Genomic DNA, 20,795 nt, shown 5'->3' on the forward strand with positions numbered 1-20,795 from the left:
CCGCGGTGACCACCCTCGTCCTCGCCTCCGCCTCCCCCGCCCGCCGCGCCCTGCTGCGCGCGGCCGGCATCGACGTCGTCGTCCAGGTGTCCGGGGTGGACGAGGACGCCGTGCTCGCGGCGGCGTCGGGCGGCGACGACGCGCCGGACCCGGCGGACGCCGTCCTGCTCCTCGCCCACGCCAAGGCCCAGGACGTCGCGGCGCGCGACCTGGGCGTGCTCCCGGACCTGCCGGACCCGGACGACGCGCTCGTCGTCGCGTGCGACTCGATGCTCGAGCTCGACGGGCAGGCGTTCGGCAAGCCCGCGGACGCCGACGACGCCGTCGCACGCTGGCGGCGCATGCGCGGCCGCAGCGGCGTGCTGCACACCGGCCACTGGCTCGTGGACCTGCGCCCCGTCGAGGACGGCGGCAGCGGCGGGACCGTCGGCGGCGTGTCCTCGACGACCGTGCACTTCGCGGACCTGTCCGACGCCGAGATCGAGGCCTACGTCGCGACCGGCGAGCCCCTCGCGGTGGCCGGGGCGTTCACGGTCGACGGGCTCGGCGGCCCGTTCGTCACGCGCATCGAGGGCGACCACCACGGCGTCGTCGGGCTGAGCCTGCCCCTGCTGCGGGACCTGCTCGGCGAGGTCGGCGTGCCGCTCCACGCCCTCTGGCGTCGCTGATCCCCACAAAGCGCCGCGGAGGCCGGTTGCCGATCCGAACAACGCTCGGGGGTCGACCGGGCGCCGCGTGAACGGCGCGGGCGGGTGACGTTACGGTGAGCCGTGCCCGACATCCACAAGGTCCTCATCGCCAACCGCGGCGAGATCGCCGTCCGCATCGCGCGGGCCTGCGCCGACGCGGGGATCGCGAGCGTCGCCGTCTACGCCGACCAGGACCGGGAGGCGCTGCACGTGCGCGTCGCCGGCGAGGCGTTCGCGCTCGGCGGCGCTCGGGCGGCCGAGACCTACCTCGACATGGGCAAGCTGCTCGACGTCGCCCGGCGGTCGGGCGCCGACGCGGTGCACCCCGGCTACGGCTTCCTCGCCGAGAACGCGGCCTTCGCCCAGGCCGTCATCGACGCGGGGCTCGTCTGGATCGGCCCGCCGCCCGCGGCGATCGAGGCGCTCGGCGACAAGGTCAGCGCGCGGCACATCGCCCAGCGCGCGGGCGCACCGCTCGTCGCGGGCACGCCGGACCCGGTGACCGGCGCCGAGGAGGTCCAGGCCTTCGCCGAGGAGCACGGCCTGCCCGTCGCGATCAAGGCCGCGTTCGGCGGCGGCGGCCGGGGCCTCAAGGTCGCGCGCGAGCACGACGAGATCGTCGAGCTGTACGAGTCGGCGGTGCGCGAGGCGACCGCCGCGTTCGGCCGGGGCGAGTGCTTCGTCGAGCGCTACCTCGACTCCCCGCGCCACGTCGAGACCCAGTGCCTCGCGGACGAGCACGGCACGGTCGTCGTCGTCTCGACGCGCGACTGCTCGCTCCAGCGCCGCCACCAGAAGCTCGTCGAGGAGGCGCCCGCGCCCTTCCTCACCGACGAGCAGGAGGCGCTGCTGCGCGACGCGTCGATCGCGATCCTGCGCGAGGCCGGCTACGTCGGCGCCGGGACGTGCGAGTTCCTCGTGGCCCGCGACGGGACCGTCTCGTTCCTCGAGGTCAACACGCGCCTGCAGGTCGAGCACCCGGTCACCGAGGAGGTCAGCGGCGTCGACCTCGTGCGCGAGCAGCTGCGCATCGCCGCCGGCGAGCCGCTCGGCTACGACTCCGTCCCGGTCCGCGGCCACTCGCTCGAGTTCCGGATCAACGGCGAGGACCCTGCGGCGGGCTTCCTGCCGACGCCGGGGCGGATCACCACGCTCCGGTTCCCGGGCGGCCCCGGCGTCCGCGTCGACAGCGGCGTCGTCGAGGGCGACACCGTCTCGGGCGCGTTCGACTCGATGATCGCCAAGCTCGTCGTCACGGGCGCGACGCGGACCCAGGCGGTCGAGCGCGCGCGGCGCGCCCTCGCCGAGCTCGAGGTCGTCGGCATCCCCACCGTCATCCCCTTCCACCGCGCGGTGCTCGACTCCCCCGCGTTCGTGCCCGCGGACCCGGCGGAGCCCTTCACGGTGCACACGCGCTGGATCGAGACCGAGTTCGCGGAGACGCTCGCGGCCCTGGGACGGGCCGGGGAGACCGCCGCCGCACCGGCCGAGCCGGAGGAGCCGCAGACCGAGCGCGTCGTCGTCGAGGTCGGCGGCAAGCGTCTCGAGGTCGTCCTCCCGATCGGCCTGGGGCTCGGCTCCGGCCGGGCGCGTGCCGCGGCACGCCCGCGCCGCCAGGCCGGTGCCCGCGGCCCCGCACGTGCCGCAGGCGCCAACGGGACGACCCTCGCCTCGCCCATGCAGGGCACCATCGTCAAGGTCGCCGTGACCGAGGGCGACGAGGTCGCCGAGGGCGACCTCGTCGTGGTGCTCGAGGCCATGAAGATGGAGCAGCCGCTCGTGGCCCACCGCGCGGGTACCGTCCAGCGGCTCGCGGCCGGCGTCGGCTCGAGCGTCAGCGCGGGCACCGCCATCTGCGAGATCGTCGGCTGAGCGGGCGTCCCAGCGGGACGCCCGCCCCGGCGGCAGGGGACGTCGGTCCCTGGTCCCGGGTGCGCGCGCGGCGCCATCGTGACGTCGTGACGTGAGGCGGCGCGCCGCGGTGCGCCGGGACCGGGAGACGACGATGAGCCTGCAGAGCCCCGCACCGGAACACCCGAGCGAGGTGGCGCCCCCACCCGCCACCCGCCCCTCGCGCGGCGTCGACGCGACCACCGTCTGGGGGCTGATCCTGCTCGCGGTCGGCGGCCTCCTGCTGCTCGACCGCCTCGCCGTGGTCGACCGCGACGCCCTCCTGTGGGGACCCGCCTTCGCCGTCGGCGCCGTCGCCTTCGCCCTCGTCGTCCGCTCCGGCCCGCAGGGCTGGTGGGGCGCGATCCCCGCGGGCGTGCTGCTGGGCCTCGCGGCCGCCGTCGTGCTCGAGGACGTCGAGCCGCCGGTGGGCGACGCCGACCTCGCGGGCGCGGCGTTCCTCGCCCTCGCCGGCGCGGGCTTCCTCACCGTGCACCTGCGCGACCACCGCCGCTGGTGGGCGCTGATCCCGGGCGGCGTCCTCGTGACGCTCGCGCTCGTGGCCCTCGTCGAGGGCGCCGTGGGCGAGGGCACGGGCGGCGCCGTCCTGCTGCTGGGCCTCGGCCTGACGTTCGCGCTGCTCGCCGTGGTGCCGACGGGGAGGCCGACGGCCGCGGCCGGGGCCGCCGGACCCGCACGGATGCGCTGGCCGCTCGTCCCGGCGGTCGTGCTCCTGCTGCTGTCGTTCGTCGTCGCGCTCGGCACCCTGGTCGACGAGAGCCTGGCCGGCGTCGTCTGGCCCGCGCTGCTCGCGGCGGCCGGCGTGGTCCTCCTGACGCTGTCCGTGCGGCGCGCGCGGCGCGACGCCACCCGGCCCCCGACGGACCCGGCGGGCCGCGCGGGCTGATCGTCCACCTGAGGCGTGCGGGCTGAGGACCTGCGGGCTGAGGCGGTCACACCTCGGGGTCTCAGCGGCCGACGCCCCGGCGGTCCCGGGGGGCGCGGCGGGGTGCCCGCGCGGACGCGCCCGCGCCGCGCGCGGGCCCGCCGAGCGCGACGAGCAGGCCGAGCATGAAGCCGGCGTCGTACCCGTTCCCCGTGTTGCGCACCTCGTAGACGTTGACGGTGTCCGTGAAGAGCGAGACGACGAACGTCACCGGCGCGATGATCCCGTGCCACAGGCCGAGCCAGAAGCCCGCGGCGCCCGGCTCGCTCGTGATCGCGTCGTTGGCCCCCGGGGCGCAGGCGGCCAGGAGCAGCAGGACGAGGGCCGTCCCGACGAGCACCGTGCGCCGGACGTGACGTGCCTCCATGGTGACCTCCCGGGTCCAGTCAAGGGCGACGACGCCGCCCGACCCCAGGGTCCAAGGGCCCTGGTGGCGGCGTCGGGGCGGCGTGCTCAGGCCCGTGCCCCCGCCTCGGCTCCGGCCCCGCTCGACGCGAGCCCCGGGCCGGAGACGCGCACGACGACGCGTGTGCGCCACGTCGTCGGGTCAGGATCCGACGCCGGCCCGGACTCGTAGATCTCCCACGAGTCCTCGCCACGCTGCAGGTGGTGCTCCGCCATCCACGCCGTGAGCCGCCCGTACATCGCGCCGAGCCCGTCGTAGGCACCGGCGTGGACGGTCTCGACGGCGAGGCCCGCGGGGAGCGCGCCGAGCACGAGCTCGGGGGCGCCCGAGCCGTCGGCGGCCGCGAGCGGCGCCGTGCTCTCGACGGGGAAGCCGACCTCGACGTCGACGACGTCGGTCGGCTCGCCGCGGTACCGCGCGTAGGGCGGGCCCGCCGGTGCGACGCCGCGGTCACCGAGGGCCGCGAGCACGGTGTCGAGCGCCTGGAACGCCTCCGAGATCGCGTCCATCCGGACGACCCTGCGCACGCCCGCCGTCGGGCGCTCGAGCTGCTCGACCACGCCGAACTCGTCCATCGTGTCCTCCTCCGTGCACCGTGGTGGTCCTCTCGACCGTGGCGCGCCCGGGCGCCGGACCCCAGTGCCGAAGGTCCCTCGGGACCGCGGGAGGACCTGTCCGCGCACGGCCGGGGACCCGCCCCGGGTCGGTCCGGTCGGAGCGGGTCGGCGGGTGCCGCCGTCGCGTCGTGCCTAGGGTGGGCCGCGGGAGGTGGCACGTGGCGGGACGCCCGTTCGACGACGCGGTCCCGGGACCCGGCGGCACCGACGGCCACCGACCCGGCGGCCGGCACTCGGGCGACGCCTGGGTCGAGTGCGCGTGCGGCCGCCGGCACTGGGGCGTGCACGGCGCGGCAGGGCTCCTGCTGCACCGGCGCGGGCCCGACGACGGCCGTCACGAGGTCGTGCTCCAGCACCGCGCCCTGTGGTCGGACCAGGGCGGCACGTGGGCGCTGCCCGGCGGCGCCCTCGCGCCTGGCGAGACGCCCGTCGACGGCGCGGTCCGCGAGGCCGCCGAGGAGGCCGGCGTCGACCCCGGCGGGCTCGAGGTGCACGACCTCCACGTGCTGGACCACGGCCCGTGGCGCTACACGACCGTGGTCGCGCGCGCGACGGGGCCGCAGCACGTGCGCCCGACCGACGCCGAGAGCCTCGAGATCGCGTGGGTCGCCGTCGACGCGGTCGACGCGCGCCCGCTCCTGCCCGCCTTCGCCGCGAGCTGGCCCGCCCTGCGGCGCCGGCTCGACCTCCCCTAGGCCCGGTCGGCGACGATCGCGGCGTCCCGCTCCGCGACGTCCTGCGCGTCCTGCGGCTCGTCGATGACGGTCCGGACCTCGGGCGCGCGCTGGCCGAGCATGCGGTGGATGGTCACGTGCATCCACAACGCGCTCACGGCGGTGAGCACGAAGAGGAGGAAGAAGGTCGACTGGGGCATGCCCGTCCACGCCTGCAGGTAGGCGAACAGCGGCGGCAGGACGAACCCGCCGAGGGCGCCGAGCGTCCCGACCAGGCCGCCCACGGCGCCGACGTCGGCCGGGAAGTACTCGGGGATGTGCTTGAAGACCGCGGCCTTGCCGATCCCCATCGCGACCCCGACGACGAGGACGAGCGCCGTGAACGCCCCGACCCCCAGCTCGTACGGGAGCACCTCGCGGACGCCGCTGGGCTCCACCTCGGGCGAGACGCGCAGCACGATGTAGCCGTACGGCATCATCAGGACGCCCGTCGCGACGAGCATGGTCGCGAACGTGCCGTACATGACGACCCGGGCGCCGAACCGGTCGGCGAGGTGCCCGCCCAGGGGCCGCAGGAGGCTCGCCGGGAAGATGAAGAGCGCGGTGAGCAGGGCGGCGGTGGCGAGCGGCACGTCGAAGACGTCCACGTAGTACTTGGGCAGCCACGCGGCCAGCGCGACGTAGGCGCCGAACACGACGAGGTAGTAGAGGCTGAACCGCCACACGCGCACGTCCCGCAGCGGGGCCAGCATGGACCGCAGCGAGCGCCCCCGGCCCGGCGTCGGGTCGTGCCGGGGCGTCAGCACCCAGACGGCGACCGCCATGGCCAGCAGCAGCACCGTGTACACGAGCGGGACGAAGCGCCAGCCCTCGAACGTCAGGCCCGCGACGGTCAGCGCGGGCGCCCCGGCGATGAGGGCCGGGCCGATGAGCTTGGTCACCGACGCGCCGACGTTGCCCGCGCCGAAGACCCCGAGCGCGAAGCCCTGGCGCTCCCGCGGGAACCACGCCGAGTTCCAGGCGATGCCGACGCTGAACGCGTTCCCCGCGAACCCGGCGAAGAACGCGACGACGAGGAGCATCCCGAAGCTCGTCGCCTGCGAGACCAGGAACGTCGGCACCGCAGTCGCGACGAGCATGGCCAGGAACACGCGGCGCCCGCCGAACCGGTCCGCGAGGAGCCCCGCGGGCAGCCGCCACAGCGCACCGTTGAGGATCGCCGTCGCCGTCAGCCACGAGAGCTCGACGTCGGTCAGGCCGAACTCGTCGCGGATCGGGATGCCCAGCACGCCGAACATCAGCCACACGGCGAACATGAGCGTGAACCCGGTGGTGGACAGCGCGAGCACGCGCGTGCGCCCGGCCCCCTCCGGTGCGGGGGGGATGGCATCTCCTCGGCTCACGGCGACCTCACGACTTCGGGGGTCGGTCCACGGGCCGGGGGCCGCGCGTGACCAGCGGGACCCCAGGATGGGCGGTGCGTCCGCCCGCGGCAAGGGACCCCCGGGGCGTACACCTCTGCCCGGACCGCGATCGATCAGTTCCGGAGAAGCCACCGACCGGTGCCGCCGGGCATCCTGACGACGAACGGTCCGGACGACGCGGACCGCAGCCGAGGAGGAACCATGACCAGCCCGACGACGGCCCGCACCACCGCCGAGGACGACGCGACCTTCACCGCGGACGAGCGCGCCGCGATGAAGGAGCGCGCGCGCGAGGTGCGCGCCGCCCGGCGAGCCGACAAGGTCGACCCCGAGGAGACCGTCCTGGCGAAGATCGCCGAGATGGGCGAGGCCGACCGCGTCATGGCGGAGCGCATCCACGCGATCGTCCGCGAGGTCGCGCCCGGGCTCGTGCCGCGGCTCTGGTACGGCATGCCCGCGTACACCAAGGACGGGTCGGTCGTCGTCTTCTTCAAGGCCGCCGAGAAGTTCAAGGGGCGCTACGCGACGCTCGGCTTCGAGGAGAAGGCCGCGCTCGACGACGGCGCCCTGTGGCCGACGTCGTACGCGCTGACGCGGCTCGGCGCGGGCGAGGAGGCGCTGATCCGCGAGCTCGTGGCGCGGGCCGCCTCCTGACGCCCGTCAGGCCTGGCGGGCGTGGAGCACGCGCGCGACCTCGGCGATGCTGCCCGAGAGCGACGGGTACACGGTGAACGAGTCGGCGACCTGGTCGACGGTGAGCCGGTGGTTCACGGCGAGCGTCAGCGGGAAGATGAGCTCGCCCGCGCGCGGGGCCACGACGACGCCGCCCAGGACGATGCCCGTCGCGGCGTGCGCGAACACCTTGACGAAGCCGTCGCGGATGCCCAGCATCTTCGCGCGCGGGTTGCGACGCAGCGGCAGCGTGCTCGCCACGAACCGGACCGCGTTCTCCTCGAGCCAGGTCTGCGAGCGCCCCACGGTCGCGATCTCGGGCGCGGTGAAGATGTTGGCCGCGACCTCCGTGAGGTCGAGCGGCTGGACGGCGTCGCCGAGCGCGTGCGCCATCGCGATCCGACCCTGCATGGCGGCGACGGACGCGAGCGGCAGCACCCCCGTGCAGTCGCCCGCCGCGTAGACCCCGCGCGCGCTCGTGCGCGAGACCTTGTCGACCTCGATGTAGCGGTTCTCCGTGAGCCGCACGCCGGCCTCGTCGAGGCCCAGCCCCTCGGTGCTCGGGATCGCGCCGACCGCGATGAGGCAGTGCGACCCCTCGACGACGCGCCCGTCGGCGAGCGTCACCGCGACGCCGTCGGCCGTGCGGACCGCGCCTGCGGCGCGCGAGCGGCTCATGACGGTCATGCCGCGCGAGGTGAAGACGTCCTCGATCACCTGGGCGGCGTCGGCGTCCTCGCCCGGGAGCACGCGGTCGCGCGAGGACACGAGGACGACGTCGGCGCCGAGCGCGTTGTAGGCGCCCGCGAACTCGGCACCCGTGACGCCCGAGCCGACGACGACGAGGCGCTCGGGCAGCTCGGTGAGCGTGTACAGCTGGGTCCACGTGAGGATGCGCTCGCCGTCCGGCATCGCCTCGGGCAGCACGCGCGGCGTGGCGCCGGTGGCCAGGAGCACGACGTCGGCGTCGAAGCTGTCCCCCGCCTCGGTCACGACACGCTCGGGGCCGTCGAGCCGGCCCGTGCCCTCGACGACCCGCACGCCCTCGGTCTCGAGGCGCGTGCGGATGTCGGCCGACTGCGCGGCCGCGAGCTCGACGACGCGCGCGTTGACCTTGCCGAGGTCGACCTCGTGGCCGCGCACGGGCGTGTCCGTGGGCAGGCCGACCGTCCGGATGCCCAGCTCGGAGGCGCGGTCGGCGATCGTCATCCACTCGGCCGTGGCGATGAGCGTCTTCGAGGGCACGACGTCGGTCAGCACGGCCGCGCCGCCGAGGCCCTGGCGCTCGACGAGCGTGACGTCCGCGCCCGAGCGGCGCGCGACGAGGGCGGCCTCGTAGCCGCCGGGCCCTCCGCCGACGACGACGACCCGCTGCGGCGGGCGGCCGGGCGGGGTCTCGGGTGCGGGGGCGGGCGAGGCCAGGCCGGGCGTGGTGGCGGTCACCCGGGCATTGTGCCGCCCCGCGCCGTGCACCCGCCTGCCGGACCGGCACGATCACGGCGCCCGGCCCGCCGGGCGGGACCAGGGACGCGGCACGGGCCCCGGCGCGCCGCTAGCCTCGGGCACATGAGTGCGAGCACCAGCGCCGGCGACGTCACCACCCTGGACGACCCGGCCACCGACCCGTTCGAGGTGGCCCGCGCGGCCGCCGCCGTCCTCGCCGAGCGGACGGGGGTGGAGCGCCACGACGTCGCGCTCGTCCTCGGCTCGGGCTGGGGCGGTGCCGCCGACCTGCTGGGCGAGACCGTCGCGGCGGTGCCGAGCCACGAGCTGCCCGGCTTCAGCGCGCCCGCCGTCGTCGGGCACGTGGGGACGACGCGTTCGATCCGGCTCGCGAACGGCGCCCACGCGCTCGTGCTCGGGTCGCGGACGCACCTGTACGAGGGACGCGGCGTGCGCCGCGTCGTGCACGGCGTCCGGACGGCGGCCGCCGCGGGCGCCCGCGCGGTCGTCCTGACGAACGGCTGCGGCGGGCTCAACCCCGACTGGGCCGCCGGCACGCCCGTCCTCATCCGCGACCACCTCAACCTCACCGCGACGTCGCCGCTCGAGGGCGCGACGTTCGTCGACCTCACCGACCTCTACTCCCAGCGTCTGCGCGACCTCGCGCACGAGGTGGACCCCGGCCTCCCCGAGGGCGTCTACGCGCAGTTCCGTGGCCCGCACTACGAGACGCCGGCGGAGGTCCGCATGGCCGGCGTCATGGGGGCGGACCTCGTCGGCATGTCGACGACGCTCGAGGCGATCGCCGCGCGGCACGCGGGGCTCGAGGTGCTCGGGCTCTCGCTCGTGACCAACCTCGCCGCGGGGATCAGCGACCAGCCGCTCTCGCACGCCGAGGTGATCGAGGCCGGCCAGGCGGCCGCGCCGCGCATCAGCCGCCTGCTCGCCGACGTCGTCGGGCGGCTCTGATGGCCGCCGAGCAGGACGTGACGGCCACCGGCGACAGCGAGGCGTCGGGCTCGCCGACGGGCGAGGCGGCCGTGCTCGACGCGGCTCTCGTCGCGCAGGTCGAGGCGTGGATCGACGACGACCCCGACCCGCAGACCGCCGAGCACCTGCGCGTGCTCCTGGCCACGGCCCAGGACGGCGACGCCGACCCGGAGCTGCGCGACGTGGCGGTGACCGAACTCGCGGACCGCTTCCGCGGGACGCTCGAGTTCGGCACCGCGGGCCTGCGGGGCGCGATGGGCGGCGGGCCGAACCGGATGAACCGCGCGGTCGTCATCCGCGCCGCGGCGGGCCTCATCCGCTACCTCACGGACGCGCTCGAGGCGCGACGCGGTGAGGGCGGGGGCGTCGTCGTCGAGGGCCCGCGCGTCGTCATCGGCTACGACGCGCGCTTCTCCTCCGACGTCTTCGCGCGGGACACCGCCGCGGTCGTCACGGCCGCGGGCGGCCACGCGCTCCTGCTGCCCGAGCCCCTGCCGACGCCCGTGCTCGCGTACGCCGTGCGCCAGCTCGGCGCCGACGCGGGCGTCATGGTCACCGCGAGCCACAACCCGCCCGCGGACAACGGCTACAAGGTCTACCTGGGCGGACGTGTCGTCACCGACAGCGGCCAGGGCTCGCAGATCGTCCCGCCGTACGACGCCGAGATCGCCGCGCGCATCGCGGCCGTGCCGTCGGTCGCGTCCGTGCGGCGCACCGAGGGCGGCTGGACCGTCCTCGGCGAGGAGCTCGTCGAGGGCTACCTCACCGCGGTCGGCGCCCTGGCCGACCCGAGCACGCCGCGGGACCTGCGGATCGTCCTCACGCCGCTGCACGGCGTCGGCGGCCACACGGCCGAGCGCCTCCTGCGCGGCGCGGGCTTCGCGGACCTGCACATCGTCCCCGAGCAGGCCCTCCCGGACCCGCGCTTCCCGACGGTCGCGTTCCCCAACCCCGAGGAGCCGGGCGCGATCGACCTCGCGCTCGCGCTCGCGGAGGAGCTCGACGCGGACCTCGTCCTCGCCAACGACCCCGACGCCGACCGGTGCGCCGCCGCCGTCCGCGACCCGCGCGTCGGGCACACCACCTCGGCCACCGGGCCCGACACCGTCGGCTCGTCGGGCTGGCGCATGCTGCACGGCGACGAGGTGGGCGCGCTGCTCGGGCTCGACCGGGCGTCGCGCTGGCGCCGGGCCCACCCGGACTCGGGCGACGGCGTCCTCGCGAGCTCGATCGTGTCCTCGCGGCTGCTCGCCCGGATCGCGGCCTCCCAGGGCATGGCGCACCGCGCCACGCTCACGGGCTTCAAGTGGATCTCGCGCGTCGAGGGCCTCGTGTTCGGCTACGAGGAGGCGCTCGGGTACTGCGTGGACCCCGCGCGGGTGCGCGACAAGGACGGCCTCTCGGCCGCCCTGCTGCTGGCCCAGCTCGCGGCGACGACGAAGGCCCGGGGACGCACGCTCCTCGACCTGCTCGACGACCTCGCCGTCGAGCACGGGCTGCACCTCACCGACCAGCTCTCCGTCCGGTTCAGCGACCTGTCGCAGATCCCGGCGACCATGGCACGGGTCCGCGAGGCGCCGCCCGCCACGCTCGCCGGGTCCGAGGTGGTCGAGCTCACCGACCTGTCGCTCGGCAGCGGCGAGGGCGTCGACGCGCTGCCGCCGACCGACGGGCTGCGGCTCGTCGCGGCGGACGGGACGCGCGTCGTCGTGCGCCCGAGCGGCACCGAGCCCAAGGTGAAGTGCTACCTCGAGGTGATCGTGCCCGTGACGGACGACGGGTCGGACGACCCGGTGGGCGCCGCGCGCCGTGCCGCACGCGAGCGCCTCGACGCCGTGCGTGCCGACGTCGCGGCGGCGCTCGGGCTGTGAAGCGCGCGCTCGTCACCAACGACGACGGGATCGACTCCCCCGGGCTCGCGCCGCTCGTCGACGTCGCGCGCGCAGCCGGCTACGAGGTCGTCGTCGCGGCGCCCGCGGTCGAGCACTCGGGCGCGTCCGCGGCGCTGTTCGGCATCGACGCGCGCGGTCGCGTCGAGGTCGAGCGGCGCCGCGCGCCCGGGGTCGCCGACGACGTCGAGTGCTGGGCCGTGGGCGGCGCGCCCGCGCTCGTCGCGTTCCTCGCGGCGCACGACGCGTTCGGGCCGCGGCCCGACGTCGTGCTCTCCGGGATCAACTGGGGCCCGAACACGGGCCACGCGGTGCTGCACTCGGGCACCGTGGGCGCGGCGCTCGCGGCGCTGACCTTCGGCATCCGGTCGATGGCGGTCTCCTCCGCAGGACACCGCCCGCGGCACTGGGAGACCGCGGGCGTCGTCGCGGCGCACGCGCTGCGCTGGCTCGAGGGCCGGCCCGCAGGGGAGGGCGTGCTCAACGTCAACGTCCCCGACGTGCCGCCCGAGCTGCTCCGCGGCGTGCGCGTCGCGCCGCTCGCGCCGTTCGGCGTCGTCGAGGCACGCGTCGACCGGCACCTGGGCGACGACGGCGTCGGCGAGCTCCAGCTCGGCTACGACGGCTGGGACCTCGCCTCGGACACGACGTCCGACGCGGGCCTGCTCGCCGCCGGCTGGGCCACGGTCACGACGCTCCAGGCGCCGTGGGCGGTCCCGACCGTCGACTTCCCGGAGCTCGACGGACCGATCTGACCACCTCGGTGACCCCTACGGTCACGACATCGGGACATACGCACGTCCCTGGCGAGAGCCCTGGGTGGTTCTGCCCGCGGTGGCGGCTTGGGAGACCGAGCGCGACGCGGGCCCCGACGCCGAGGGGCGTATGGCAGTCCGTCGACTAGGGGCAGACCACGCCGACGCAGTCCACGCCGTTGCGGTTGGCGACGTTGCCGCCGAGGTCCACCGCGCGTGGCACGTACAGACCGTAGGCCGTGTTGCGGGTCGCGGTGTTGTCGCCGACGTGGGCCAGCGTGTCGATGATGACGCCATCGCCGTTGCGGCTGAAGGTGTTCCGCAAGAGCGTGATGTCCTCGACAGCAGCGCCCTCGAGCCAGGCTGTCTCGGAGATGATGCCCACACGATTTCGGGTGAACTCGGAGTCTGTGACCTCGGCTCGGTGGGTCAGGTCGAGCGCGACGCCGTTGCGGCTGAACCGGTTCTCCGCCAGAACGTGAGTTCCCAGGCTCCCGATCGCTGAGTTCTTCTCGGCGCGGACGGCGGTCTCGAGGTCGCGGAAGTCCGACCTGGTGATGGTCAGGCGGCACCAACCGGCGAGGACGCCACCGTGCCCCGAGGTGAAGCGCGAGTCACTGACTGCGATCTGGCCGCCGTCGGTGCAGCTGCCGCCGATGCCGGCGCGGGTGAAGGTCGATCTGGTCACGGTGATCACCGGGATGCTCGGCCCACCTTCGATCCAGCTGTCGACGAAGGTGCTGTCACGCACGGTAAGCGACCCACCCCAGAAGAACCCTGGCGCGGCATCTCTGAAGATCGAACGGTCGATGGTCGCGTTCAGCCCCATGGAGCCGAGGACGTCCCCGCTGACGGACGTGAACGACGCGTCGGCGATGCGGACCGCGAGCGAGTTGAAGTCGTCGGTGGTGAATACCCAACCCCAGTCCCTGATCGTGCCGTTGCGCACTGTCACCGGGCTGCCGAGGGGCATGTCGGCGTCGACGGGAAGCGCGACGCCGCTGCTTCCTGGGCCGCGCAGAGTGTGCCCGCCCAGGTCAAGGGTGGCGCCTGGGGTCATGCGCAGGCCGACGTCGGTGCACGTGAGATCGCGGGTCAGGGTGACGGTCCCTGTGACCGTGTCGCCGCACGCGAGGTCTCCGCTTGCAGCCGACGATGGCAGGGCGGTGGTGAGGACGATCGCGGTGGAGGCGATTGCGACTAGCAGGCCCTTGCGCATGGTGTGCCCCCTTCAGCTCCGATGACGGCGGGTCGGGGCGTCGAGCAGCTGGCACTGCCTCGTCGAGTAGCTGGCACTGACCCCGACGCCGAACCGGCACGCGCGAAATCTACCCATTTGTCCGTTTCCGGGAAAGGGTGACGGTCCTCCGCGCGAGGGTCGGGCAAGCGTCGGGGAACCGCCGGTACGGGTCACCCCACCCACTCACCGCGCGTACTGAGCACCTCACGCAGCAGGTCCGCGCGGTCCGTGACGAGGCCGTCGACGCCGAGGTCGAGCAGGCGGCGCATGTCCGCCGGGTCGTTCACGGTCCACACGTGCACGGGCGTGCCCGCGCGGTGCGCCGCGGCGACCGTCGCCGCGGTGACCACGGGGACGCGGCGGTGGCGCTCGGGCACCTGGAGGCAGTCGACGTCGCGCAGGGCGCGGGCGACCGCGCGCACCGAGCGGGTCGCGGCGGCGGCGCGGAACGCAGCAGCCGACGCGTTTCCGGCCGACGTCGCCACGGGCCGCGAAAGACGGCGCAGGACCGCGCGGCGGCGCGCGTCGGAGAACGACGCGACGCACACGCGCTCGTGGGCGCGCGTGCGCTCGATCGCGTCGGCGAGCGGGCCGACGGCGGCGTCCGCCTTGGCGTCGATGTTCACGCGCAGCTCGGGCCAGGTGCCGAGCAGGTCCTCGAGCAGCGGGACCGGCTCGGTGCCGCCGATGCGGGCCGCGCGCACCGTGGACCAGGGCTGCGCGGCGACTGGACCCCGGCCGTCGGTCACGCGGTCGAGGGTCTCGTCGTGGAAGGCCACGAGCACGCCGTCGGACGTCGCGTGGACGTCGGTCTCGACGTACCGGAAGCCGAGCTCGACGGCCGCGGCGAACGCGGCCATGGAGTTCTCGCGGCCGTCGGGCGCGAAGCCGCGGTGCGCGAACGGGATGGGACCCGGGTGGTCGAGGTAGGCCGTCCGGGGCGGCGGTGCGGGGCTCACGGGGACAGCCTGGGGCATCCCGGGCGACCCCTCCAGCGCTGCCCGGCGCGACCCGCCGCGACGCCGCGCCGGGCGGGTTCTCCCGGTGTTACCCGTGGGTAGGATCGGGCGATGACCACCACGGCAACGACGCCGGCAGCAGGACGCACCCCCGAGCGGCCACCCGAGCGGACCGCGTCCGAGCTCGCGGAGATCGCGCGGCACGTCGTCGGCACCTCCGCGCTCGACGACGCCTCGCTGCGCCGCTACCTGCACGGCCTCCCGGGCGTCGACCAGGTCGGCGCGGACGGCCGCGCGGCGGTGCTCGGCACGCGCTCGATCAAGACGACGGCGAAGGCCTGGGCGCTCGACCTCATCATCCGGATGATCGACCTCACGACGCTCGAGGGCGCCGACACCCCGGGCAAGGTCCGCGGCCTGTGCGCGAAGGCCGTCCAGCCCGAGCCCGGCGACCCGAGCTGCCCGCGCGTCGCCGCCGTCTGCGTCTACAACGACCTCGTGCCCGTGGCGGTCGAGGCGCTCGGCGACTCGGGCGTGCACGTCGCCGCGGTCGCGACCGCGTTCCCGTCGGGCCGCGCGAGCCGGCACGTGCGGCTCACGGACACGCGCGAGGCCGTCCAGGCCGGCGCGCACGAGATCGACATGGTCATCGACCGCGGCGCGTTCCTCTCGGGACGCTACGAGCGGGTCTTCGAGGACATCGTGGCGGTGCGCGAGGTGTGCCGCGAGAACGGCGCCACCGCGCACCTCAAGGTCATCCTCGAGACGGGCGAGCTCGCGACGTACGACAACGTGCGGCGCGCGTCGTGGCTCGCGATGCTCGCGGGCGCCGACTTCATCAAGACGAGCACGGGCAAGATCAGCCCGGCCGCGACCCTGCCCGTGACGAACCTCATGCTCGAGGCGGTCCGGGACTTCCGCCGCGAGACCGGCGTGCAGATCGGCGTGAAGCCCGCGGGCGGCATCCGCACGTCCAAGGACGCGATCAAGCACCTGGTGGCGGTCAACGAGACCGCGGGCGAGGACTGGCTCGACCCCGACTGGTACCGGTTCGGCGCGTCCTCGCTGCTCAACGACGTGCTCCAGCAGCGTCAGAAGCTCCGCACCGGCTGGTACTCCGGCCCCGACTACGTCACCGTCGACTGAAGGCTGACATGAGCAACTTCGAGTACGCCCCCGCGCCCGAGTCGCGCGCGGTCGTCGACATCGCCTCGTCCTACGGCCTCTTCATCGACGGCGAGTTCGTCGACCCGGCCGCGGGGACCATGTTCAAGACGATCAACCCCGCGACCGAGGAGGTTCTGGCCGACGTCGCCGAGGCGGGCGAGGCTGACATCGACCGCGCCGTCGCGGCCGCGCGGCGCGCGCAGGAGAAGGTCTGGGGCCCGATGCCGGGTTCCGAGCGCGCCAAGTACCTGTTCCGGATCGCGCGTCTGCTCGCCGAGCGCTCGCGCGAGTTCGCGGTGCTCGAGACCCTCGACAACGGCAAGCCGATCCGCGAGTCGCGCGACGTCGACGTGCCCACCGCCGCCGCGCACTTCTTCTACTACGCGGGCTGGGCGGACAAGCTCGACCACGCCGGGTTCGGCGTCGGGCCCCGGCCGCACGGCGTGGCCGCCCAGGTCATCCCCTGGAACTTCCCGCTGCTCATGCTCGCGTGGAAGATCGCGCCGGCCCTCGCGACCGGCAACACGGTCGTGCTCAAGCCCGCCGAGACGACCCCGCTCACGGCGCTGCTCTTCGCGGACCTGCTGCGCCAGGCCGAGCTGCCCGCGGGCGTCGTCAACATCGTCACGGGCGCCCGGGAGACGGGCGCGATGCTCGTCGCGCACCCGGGCGTCGACAAGATCGCGTTCACCGGCTCGACGGCGGTCGGCAAGCGCATCGCGCGCGAGATCGCGGGCACCCGGAAGACCGTCACGCTCGAGCTCGGCGGCAAGGCCGCGAACATCCTGTTCGACGACGCGCCGATCGACCAGGCGGTCGAGGGCATCGTCAACGGCATCTACTTCAACCAGGGCCAGGTGTGCTGCGCCGGGTCGCGGCTGCTGGTGCAGGAGTCCGTGGCGGACGAGGTCGTCGACCGGCTCAAGGAGCGGCTCGCGAGGCTGCGCGTGGGCGACCCGATGGACAAGAACACCGACGTCGGCGCGATCAACTCCGCCGCACAGCTCGAGCGGATCACGCGCCTCGCGGACGCCGGGACCGCCGAGGGCGCGACCCGGTGGAGCCCCGCGTGCGAGCTGCCCGAGCAGGGCTACTGGTTCCCGCCGACGGTCTTCACCGACGTCAGCGCGGCGCACACCATCGCGCGCGAGGAGATCTTCGGGCCCGTGCTGTCCGTCCTCACCTTCCGCACGCCCGACGAGGCGGTGTCCAAGGCCAACAACACGCCCTACGGGCTGTCGGCCGGCGTCTGGACCGAGAAGGGCTCGCGCATCCTGTGGATGGCGGACCGGCTCAAGGCCGGCGTCGTCTGGGCGAACACGTTCAACCGGTTCGACCCGTCCAGCCCGTTCGGCGGGTACAAGGAGTCCGGCCACGGCCGCGAGGGTGGGCGCCACGGCCTGGCGCCGTACCTCGTCGAGGGGAGCACGCACTGATGGCGACCGAGGCCCGCACGCCCACGCGCGTGGACGTCCGCAAGACCTACAAGCTGTTCATCGGCGGCGCGTTCCCGCGCAGCGAGTCCGGCCGCACGTACGAGGTGACCTCGGCCGACGGCGCCTTCCTCGCGAACGCCGCGCTCGGCTCGCGCAAGGACGCGCGCGACGCCGTCGTCGCCGCGCGCGCCGCGCACCCGGGCTGGGCGGGCGCGACGGCCTACAACCGCGGGCAGGTGCTCTACCGCGTCGCCGAGCTGCTGGAGGGCCGGCGCGCCCAGTTCGTCGACGAGGTCGCGGCGGGCGAGGGGGTCTCGCGCTCCGCCGCCGACGACGTCGTCTCCGCGGCCGTCGACCGGTGGGTCTGGTACGCGGGCTGGACCGACAAGGTGGCCCAGGTCGCCGGGTCCGCGAACCCGGTGGCCGGTCCGTACTTCAACCTGTCGGTGCCCGAGCCGACCGGCGTCGTCGCGGTGCTCGCGCCGCAGCGGTCCTCGCTCCTTGGCCTCGTGAGCGTGCTCGCGCCCGCGCTGGTCACGGGGAACGCCGTCGTGCTCGTGAGCAGCGAGCGGCGGCCGCTCCCGGCGATCACGCTGTCCGAGGTCCTCGCGACGTCGGACGTGCCGAAGGGCGTGGTCAACGTGCTCACCGGGCGGACGGCCGAGATCGCGCCGCACCTCGCGGGGCACATGGACGTCAACGCGATCGACCTCGCGGGGGCCGCCCTGGCCGAGGGCGTCGCGTGGGGCGAGCTCGAGGCCGAGGCGTCGGGGAACGTCAAGCGCGTCCTGCGCCCGGCCCTCGACGACGCCGAGCAGGACTGGACCGCCGTCCCCGACGGGCCACGCCGCATCCTCGCGTTCACGGAGACCAAGACGGTCTGGCACCCGAAGGGCACCTGACCCGCACGTGCTCGGCCACGACGTGGGCCGCGTACCGCGCAGCGGGACGGAACCTCCACACACGCTCGCCGCGGCCAGTGGCTGCGCCCGTGTGGGGGGGGGGGGGGGGGGGGGCCCCCCGCCCCCCCCCCCCCCCCCCCACGCCGCGAAGGCGGCGGCCCGCGCCGTCAGGCGCGGTGGCGGCCGCCCGCGCCCTGGGGCACGAAGCCCGGCTCGATGACCTCGTCGACCAGCGCCTGGCGCTCGTCGTGGTGGATGAACCCGTTCCACGCCGCCGTGAGGGTCGCGTCGCGCAGGTCGGCGAGCGACCAGCCGGCCTCCTCGACCAGCCGCTGCATCTCCTGGGTCATCGACGTGCCGGACATCAGCCGGTTGTCCGTGTTGACCGTGACCGCGAAGCCCAGGGCCCCGAGCGCCGTGATCGGGTGGTCCGCGACCGACGCCGCCGCGCCCGTCTGCACGTTGGACGTCGGGCACAGCTCGAGCGGCACCTGCTGGTCGCGGACCCAGTGCGCGACGTAGCCGAGGGACGCGACCCCGAGCCCGCTCGGGTCCTCCTCGGTGCGCTCGCCGAACGTGATGTCGTCCGCGATCCGCACGCCGTGACCCAGGCGCAGGGCACCGCCCACGTGCAGCGCCTCGGAGATCGAGTCGAGGCCGGCCGCCTCACCCGCGTGGATCGTCACCGGGAAGTGCGCCTGGCGCAGCGTCCGGAACGCCGCGACGTGCCGCGACGGCGGGAAGCCGTCCTCGGCGCCGGCGATGTCGAAGCCGACGACGCCGCGCTCGCGGTTCGCCAGGGCGAGCTCGGCGATCTCCTGACCGCGGTTCTCGTGCCGCATCGCGGTGACGAGCTGGCCGACGCGGATGCGCCGCCCGGCCGCGGCCGCCTCCTCGACGCCCTCGGTGAGGCCCTGCTGCACCGCGTCCACGACGTCCTGCAGGCTCAGGCCCGCGCGCAGGTGCTGCTCGGGCGCGTACCGCTGCTCGGCGTACACGACACCGTCGGCCGCGAGGTCGACGACGGCCTCGCGCGCGACGCGCCGCAGGTCCTCCGCGCGCTGCATCACCGCGATGGTGTGGTCGAACGTCTCGAGGTACCGCGGCAGCGACCCGGAGCTGGCCGCCTCGACGAACCAGCGCCCGAGCGCCTCCGGGTCGGTGGTCGGCAGCTCGTGCCCGACCTCGGCGGCGATCTCGACGATCGTCGCGGGGCGCAGTCCCCCGTCGAGGTGGTCGTGCAGGAGGACCTTCGGCAGCGCGGCGATCGCCTCGGTCGTCAGGGGCTCAGCGGAACGGCTCATGGCAGCACGCTATCGGGACGCGGACCCCCCGCGCCCCTCGGCCCGTCCCGGCCGCCGCAGCTACTGCTCCGGGTACTCCTCGGACCCGTCGTCGGGCACCTCCTGCGCCTGCTCGACGACGTCGGGCTCCGCGGCCTCGTCGCGCAGGTCCGGGCGCGGGGCGCGGGGCTGGTGCTCGGGGTCGACCGGCACCGTGGTGCGCTCCGCGGACGGGACCTCGCTGCTGTCCGGCGTCACCAGGCCGGCGTCGGCCCAGGAGTCGTCACCCGGGAGCGTGCTCATCGCGTCCTCCTCGTCGTCGGCGCGGCCCGGACGTGGGCCCTCCCCCATCGTGGTCACCGTGGACGCGGGCTGCCACCCCGGGCGCCGCGGGCGTACTCAGGCCGTCACGCCGGGGAGCCGCGGCGGCAGCACCCACACGAGGTGGTTCCAGTGACCGAGAGCGGCGTGCGGACGTCCGGAGGTGAGCGCGGCGCGGTCCGCGACGACGACGGCGCCACTGCCCGGCTCCCACACGTGCAGGCCGTCGCCGTCGGCGTCGAGCGCGAGCACGACGTGCCGCGGCACCGCGGTGCCCCACCCGCGACCGGAGTCCCCGCCGGTGTAGAGCGGGACGGGCACGCCGAGGGACACCGCGCGCCCGACCCGGTCGAGCGCCGCGTCGAGATGCGGGCGGTCGGTGTCGTCGAGCGGATGGTGGCCGTAGGGGACGCCGAGCAGGCGCGCGACCCGTGCGGCGGTCCACGGCGGCGTGCCGTAGCGCGCCGGCCACGGCGCGCCCAGGACCGCGCCCCGGCTCGTCCGTCGTTTGAGGACACGCTGCACCGAGGCGAACCGGGCCTCGCGCGGCGCCTCCGCGAGGGCACGCAGGGCGCCGTCGGGCGCGTCGGCCAGCTCGGGCGGCCGCGCCGAGCGCACGACGACGCCGGCCGCGAGCCAGAGCGCGAGGGTCGGGTCGCCGTGGGCCGCGAGCATCGTGAGCACCGACGAGCCGCACGTCGTCCCGTCGCCCTGCCGCCCGGCACGGGCCATGGCGCGGACGGGCTCGCGCACCGCGCGCCGCGTGGACGCGTCGGCGTCCGCCAGGGCCTCCGCCACCTCCGCGACCGCGGCGACGGACGCCGTCGCGGCGAGCGTCCGGCGCAGCACGACGGCGTCCCGGCTGCCCGTGACGAGGCCGTCGAACCTCTCGCGGTCGTCGACCGGGAGGAGGCCACGCACGCGCTCGGCGGTGAGGTCGCGCAGGTCCGCGCCGTGCATCCCGGCAGCCGCTCCGGAGCCGGCCGATCCGCCGCCGAGCCCCGGCGCGACCGGGCCTGCCACGCCTGGCCGCAGCGCCGCCCCCACCGACCCGAGCCGGTGGAGGAACGTCGTCAGCTGCAGCCCCACGGC

The 20,795-nt window shown here is 75.4% G+C and carries 20 protein-coding genes; 11 read left to right on the top strand and 9 right to left on the bottom strand.

Going from position 1 to position 20,795, the window contains the following annotated elements; genetic code table 11:
* Nucleotides 1–5: 5 nt before the first annotated feature.
* The 3 genes from JIG38_RS03470 (at nucleotide 6) to JIG38_RS03480 (ending at nucleotide 3,486) form a co-directional block, all read left to right on the top strand.
* Entirely contained in the window at nucleotides 6–668 is a 663-nt protein-coding gene (locus tag JIG38_RS03470) for a Maf family protein (RefSeq protein WP_199422288.1), read from the top strand.
* A 102-nt stretch (nucleotides 669–770) separates the two neighbouring features.
* A complete protein-coding gene (locus JIG38_RS03475) occupies nucleotides 771–2,561 on the top strand; it encodes an acetyl/propionyl/methylcrotonyl-CoA carboxylase subunit alpha (protein ID WP_199422290.1) in 1,791 nt (596 codons plus the stop codon).
* 133 nt (nucleotides 2,562–2,694) lie between these two features.
* Nucleotides 2,695–3,486 carry a hypothetical protein gene (locus tag JIG38_RS03480; RefSeq protein WP_199422293.1) on the top strand — a complete coding sequence of 264 codons (792 nt, stop codon included), beginning with the start codon at nucleotides 2,695–2,697 and terminating at the stop codon, nucleotides 3,484–3,486.
* Nucleotides 3,487–3,547: 61 nt separating this feature from the next.
* On the opposite strand, the gene JIG38_RS03485 is transcribed toward JIG38_RS03480, so the two are convergent.
* The gene (locus JIG38_RS03485; protein WP_199422295.1) at nucleotides 3,548–3,892 is read right to left on the bottom strand and encodes a hypothetical protein; all 345 of its coding nucleotides are present in this window, start codon (nucleotides 3,890–3,892) and stop codon (nucleotides 3,548–3,550) included.
* 86 nt (nucleotides 3,893–3,978) lie between these two features.
* Nucleotides 3,979–4,506 carry a GyrI-like domain-containing protein gene (locus JIG38_RS03490; RefSeq protein ID WP_199422296.1) on the bottom strand — a complete coding sequence of 176 codons (528 nt, stop codon included), beginning with the start codon at nucleotides 4,504–4,506 and terminating at the stop codon, nucleotides 3,979–3,981.
* 200 nt (nucleotides 4,507–4,706) lie between these two features.
* Here JIG38_RS03490 and JIG38_RS03495 point away from each other — a divergent pair, with 200 nt between their 5' ends.
* Complete coding sequence (locus tag JIG38_RS03495; RefSeq protein WP_199422298.1) at nucleotides 4,707–5,243, top strand: NUDIX hydrolase; 537 nt, start codon at nucleotides 4,707–4,709, stop codon at nucleotides 5,241–5,243.
* On the opposite strand, the gene JIG38_RS03500 is transcribed toward JIG38_RS03495, so the two are convergent.
* Nucleotides 5,240–6,625, bottom strand: a complete 1,386-nt coding sequence (locus JIG38_RS03500; protein ID WP_307844543.1) for an MFS transporter — start codon at nucleotides 6,623–6,625, stop codon at nucleotides 5,240–5,242. The two genes, JIG38_RS03495 and JIG38_RS03500, sit on opposite strands and share 4 nt — an antisense overlap.
* A 222-nt stretch (nucleotides 6,626–6,847) precedes the next feature.
* On the opposite strand from JIG38_RS03500, the gene JIG38_RS03505 reads away from it, so the two are divergent.
* The gene (locus JIG38_RS03505; protein WP_199422300.1) at nucleotides 6,848–7,300 is read left to right on the top strand and encodes an iron chaperone; all 453 of its coding nucleotides are present in this window, start codon (nucleotides 6,848–6,850) and stop codon (nucleotides 7,298–7,300) included.
* A 6-nt stretch (nucleotides 7,301–7,306) separates the two neighbouring features.
* Here JIG38_RS03505 and JIG38_RS03510 read toward each other — a convergent pair whose 3' ends face one another.
* Nucleotides 7,307–8,761 (bottom strand): NAD(P)H-quinone dehydrogenase, encoded by a 1,455-nt coding sequence (locus JIG38_RS03510; RefSeq protein ID WP_372419746.1) that lies wholly within the window; start codon nucleotides 8,759–8,761, stop codon nucleotides 7,307–7,309.
* 123 nt (nucleotides 8,762–8,884) lie between these two features.
* Between JIG38_RS03510 and JIG38_RS03515 the strand changes: the two genes are divergently transcribed.
* From JIG38_RS03515 to surE, 3 genes are read left to right on the top strand one after another with little or no spacing between them, the layout of a single operon-like run.
* Nucleotides 8,885–9,730 carry a purine-nucleoside phosphorylase gene (locus JIG38_RS03515; protein ID WP_199422304.1) on the top strand — a complete coding sequence of 282 codons (846 nt, stop codon included), beginning with the start codon at nucleotides 8,885–8,887 and terminating at the stop codon, nucleotides 9,728–9,730.
* The gene (locus JIG38_RS03520; RefSeq protein WP_199422306.1) at nucleotides 9,730–11,622 is read left to right on the top strand and encodes a phospho-sugar mutase; all 1,893 of its coding nucleotides are present in this window, start codon (nucleotides 9,730–9,732) and stop codon (nucleotides 11,620–11,622) included. Before JIG38_RS03515 ends, JIG38_RS03520 begins: the two co-directional genes overlap by 1 nt.
* Nucleotides 11,619–12,395 carry a 5'/3'-nucleotidase SurE gene (gene surE / locus JIG38_RS03525; RefSeq protein ID WP_199422308.1) on the top strand — a complete coding sequence of 259 codons (777 nt, stop codon included), beginning with the start codon at nucleotides 11,619–11,621 and terminating at the stop codon, nucleotides 12,393–12,395. The genes JIG38_RS03520 and surE overlap by 4 nt, the downstream gene beginning before the upstream one ends.
* Before the next feature lie 145 nt (nucleotides 12,396–12,540).
* Here surE and JIG38_RS03530 read toward each other — a convergent pair whose 3' ends face one another.
* Both JIG38_RS03530 and JIG38_RS03535 read right to left on the bottom strand, forming a co-directional pair.
* Nucleotides 12,541–13,614: a right-handed parallel beta-helix repeat-containing protein gene (locus JIG38_RS03530; protein WP_199422310.1), complete on the bottom strand. Its 1,074-nt coding sequence runs from the start codon at nucleotides 13,612–13,614 to the stop codon at nucleotides 12,541–12,543.
* A 191-nt stretch (nucleotides 13,615–13,805) separates the two neighbouring features.
* Nucleotides 13,806–14,612 carry a glycerophosphodiester phosphodiesterase family protein gene (locus JIG38_RS03535; RefSeq protein WP_199422313.1) on the bottom strand — a complete coding sequence of 269 codons (807 nt, stop codon included), beginning with the start codon at nucleotides 14,610–14,612 and terminating at the stop codon, nucleotides 13,806–13,808.
* Between the two features lie 93 nt (nucleotides 14,613–14,705).
* Between JIG38_RS03535 and deoC the strand changes: the two genes are divergently transcribed.
* Genes deoC through JIG38_RS03550 form a run of 3 tightly spaced genes read left to right on the top strand, consistent with a single transcriptional unit; the run spans nucleotide 14,706 to nucleotide 18,099 of the window.
* Nucleotides 14,706–15,740: a deoxyribose-phosphate aldolase gene (gene deoC / locus JIG38_RS03540; protein WP_199422315.1), complete on the top strand. Its 1,035-nt coding sequence runs from the start codon at nucleotides 14,706–14,708 to the stop codon at nucleotides 15,738–15,740.
* 8 nt (nucleotides 15,741–15,748) lie between these two features.
* Nucleotides 15,749–17,197, top strand: a complete 1,449-nt coding sequence (locus tag JIG38_RS03545) for an aldehyde dehydrogenase family protein (protein ID WP_199422317.1) — start codon at nucleotides 15,749–15,751, stop codon at nucleotides 17,195–17,197.
* Nucleotides 17,197–18,099: an aldehyde dehydrogenase family protein gene (locus JIG38_RS03550; RefSeq protein WP_199422319.1), complete on the top strand. Its 903-nt coding sequence runs from the start codon at nucleotides 17,197–17,199 to the stop codon at nucleotides 18,097–18,099. Before JIG38_RS03545 ends, JIG38_RS03550 begins: the two co-directional genes overlap by 1 nt.
* Nucleotides 18,100–18,266: 167 nt before the next feature.
* Here JIG38_RS03550 and JIG38_RS03555 read toward each other — a convergent pair whose 3' ends face one another.
* The 3 genes from JIG38_RS03555 to JIG38_RS03565 all read right to left on the bottom strand — a co-directional run bounded on the left by JIG38_RS03555 (nucleotide 18,267) and on the right by JIG38_RS03565 (nucleotide 20,792).
* The gene (locus JIG38_RS03555) at nucleotides 18,267–19,403 is read right to left on the bottom strand and encodes an adenosine deaminase (RefSeq protein WP_199422321.1); all 1,137 of its coding nucleotides are present in this window, start codon (nucleotides 19,401–19,403) and stop codon (nucleotides 18,267–18,269) included.
* A 60-nt stretch (nucleotides 19,404–19,463) separates the two neighbouring features.
* Nucleotides 19,464–19,685, bottom strand: a complete 222-nt coding sequence (locus tag JIG38_RS03560; RefSeq protein WP_199422323.1) for a hypothetical protein — start codon at nucleotides 19,683–19,685, stop codon at nucleotides 19,464–19,466.
* 96 nt (nucleotides 19,686–19,781) lie between these two features.
* The gene (locus JIG38_RS03565; protein ID WP_199422325.1) at nucleotides 19,782–20,792 is read right to left on the bottom strand and encodes a hypothetical protein; all 1,011 of its coding nucleotides are present in this window, start codon (nucleotides 20,790–20,792) and stop codon (nucleotides 19,782–19,784) included.
* Nucleotides 20,793–20,795 lie beyond the last annotated feature (3 nt).

The sequence above is a fragment of the Actinotalea solisilvae genome, assembly GCF_016464425.1.
GTDB classification, from domain to species: domain Bacteria; phylum Actinomycetota; class Actinomycetes; order Actinomycetales; family Cellulomonadaceae; genus Actinotalea; species Actinotalea solisilvae.

Excerpts from the sequence above, each read along its gene's own strand:
- JIG38_RS03485 (WP_199422295.1), bottom strand. The coding sequence starts at position 3,892 with ATGGAGGCACGTCACGTCCGGCGCACGGTGCTCGTCGGGACGGCCCTC.
- JIG38_RS03530 (WP_199422310.1), bottom strand. The coding sequence starts at position 13,614 with ATGCGCAAGGGCCTGCTAGTCGCAATCGCCTCCACCGCGATCGTCCTC.
- JIG38_RS03545 (WP_199422317.1), top strand. The coding sequence starts at position 15,749 with ATGAGCAACTTCGAGTACGCCCCCGCGCCCGAGTCGCGCGCGGTCGTC.
- JIG38_RS03505 (WP_199422300.1), top strand. The coding sequence starts at position 6,848 with ATGACCAGCCCGACGACGGCCCGCACCACCGCCGAGGACGACGCGACC.
- JIG38_RS03520 (WP_199422306.1), top strand. The coding sequence starts at position 9,730 with ATGGCCGCCGAGCAGGACGTGACGGCCACCGGCGACAGCGAGGCGTCG.
- deoC (WP_199422315.1), top strand. The coding sequence starts at position 14,706 with ATGACCACCACGGCAACGACGCCGGCAGCAGGACGCACCCCCGAGCGG.
- JIG38_RS03535 (WP_199422313.1), bottom strand. The coding sequence starts at position 14,612 with ATGCCCCAGGCTGTCCCCGTGAGCCCCGCACCGCCGCCCCGGACGGCC.
- JIG38_RS03480 (WP_199422293.1), top strand. The coding sequence starts at position 2,695 with ATGAGCCTGCAGAGCCCCGCACCGGAACACCCGAGCGAGGTGGCGCCC.
- JIG38_RS03560 (WP_199422323.1), bottom strand. The coding sequence starts at position 19,685 with ATGAGCACGCTCCCGGGTGACGACTCCTGGGCCGACGCCGGCCTGGTG.
- JIG38_RS03490 (WP_199422296.1), bottom strand. The coding sequence starts at position 4,506 with ATGGACGAGTTCGGCGTGGTCGAGCAGCTCGAGCGCCCGACGGCGGGC.
- JIG38_RS03515 (WP_199422304.1), top strand. The coding sequence starts at position 8,885 with ATGAGTGCGAGCACCAGCGCCGGCGACGTCACCACCCTGGACGACCCG.
- JIG38_RS03550 (WP_199422319.1), top strand. The coding sequence starts at position 17,197 with ATGGCGACCGAGGCCCGCACGCCCACGCGCGTGGACGTCCGCAAGACC.
- JIG38_RS03555 (WP_199422321.1), bottom strand. The coding sequence starts at position 19,403 with ATGAGCCGTTCCGCTGAGCCCCTGACGACCGAGGCGATCGCCGCGCTG.